The sequence below is a fragment of the Brevibacterium iodinum ATCC 49514 genome, assembly GCF_900169265.1.
Classification (GTDB): domain Bacteria; phylum Actinomycetota; class Actinomycetes; order Actinomycetales; family Brevibacteriaceae; genus Brevibacterium; species Brevibacterium iodinum.
The window spans coordinates 1-1,425 of record NZ_FXYX01000057.1; the positions used below are offsets into that span (position 1 = coordinate 1).

Consider the following 1,425-nt stretch of genomic DNA (forward strand, 5'->3'; position numbering starts at 1 on the left):
CAGCAACCTCGCGCTGTGAGTATTGACAGTGGCTGGTCTGGGACTGGCTGGCAGAGTAGGTGTTGGCCTCTCCGTCCAGTGATCGTGACTCCACCTCGCGCTGACCCACACCGTGGTGTCTTGCCCTCGATTTGTCCGATCACATGGATGGTGCGGCCGGCACCAGCTCGGCCCACATCGGTAACTTGATCAGAAGGCTGTCCACCCCCGAAAATCCGGAGGTGTGACTCATCACAGTGTTGTTCCGAAGTGATCTCTAACCCGGACCGGTACCGGCCGCAAGCGGCCACGCAACCCATCGGTCAAACAGGGAGCTTCGAACCGCTATGTCTATTGTCGCGCACTTATACAGTTTCTTCATCGGTGTTGATACACACGCCAGAAACCACGTGTATTCCATCGTCACCAACACCGGAATTCTCGTCGAAACCCGTTCCTTCCCCACCACGTCAGCAGGAATCAAACGAGCCCTCACCTGGGCCGGCAGGCGCACCAGCGGTGACCTCGACACCCTCTGGGTCGTTGAAGGTGCGGCCTCGTACGGTGCGGTGCTGACCGGACACATCGCCGCAGCCGGGTACCCGGTAGTCGAAGCCGGGCGTATGGATGCCAAAGCCCGCCACGGTGTCGGTAAGAGCGACGAGCTTGATTCCCGCCGGATCGCGGCATCTGTATTGCCTCTCGACGCCGATCAACTGCGGTGGCCGCGTCACGGTGAAGGTGTCCGGCAGGCGCTGCGTGTCCTGCTGTCAGCCCGGGACGCGATGAGTACGGAACGGACTCGTGCGATCAACTCTCTGACCGCGCTGGTGCGCACCATCGATCTTGGCATCGATGCCCGCAAGTCGTTGACCAGTGACCAGGTCGACGAGATCGCGAAATGGCGGACCCGCAACGAAGACGTCGACTTGTCCACCGCCCGGGAAGAAGCGATCCGTCTGGCCAAACGCGTCCTCGCTTTGAACGATGATCTGCAGACCAACCATGACAGGCTCACCGAGCTTGTTGAAGCTAGTCCGGCCGCACCCTTGCTGGATGAGCCCGGGATCGGCCCATTCAGCGCCGCTGTGTGCTTCACCGCGTGGTCCCACCCGGGGCGGGTGCGGAACGAGGCCGCGTTCGCAGCTCTGGCGGGAGTGAACCCGATACCTGCCTCGTCGGGCAACACGCGCCGGCACCGGTTGAACCGGGGCGGGGATCGGCAGTTGAACCGGGCCCTACACACGGTGATCATGAACCGGATGGTCCATGACGAACGGACCAGGAACTACGTGGCCCGCCACTACGGTGAAGAACCGACGAAGAAATCCAAGAGGGAGATCAAGCGCAACCTCAAACGGTATCTAGCGCGCCGGGTCTACAAGATCCTCAACGCGCTAGATACCGTTCCTCAACCCGCTTGACAAGACATAGAAGGATCGAGGT

Annotated in this window: 1 protein-coding gene; it reads left to right on the top strand. The window is 61.3% G+C overall.

The genetic code is table 11. The features are described 5' to 3' along the window. Positions 1-326 precede the first annotated feature (326 nt). Positions 327-1,403, top strand: coding sequence for an IS110 family RNA-guided transposase (locus BI49514_RS16170; RefSeq protein WP_101547470.1), 1,077 nt, complete (start codon positions 327-329; stop codon positions 1,401-1,403). Positions 1,404-1,425 lie beyond the last annotated feature (22 nt).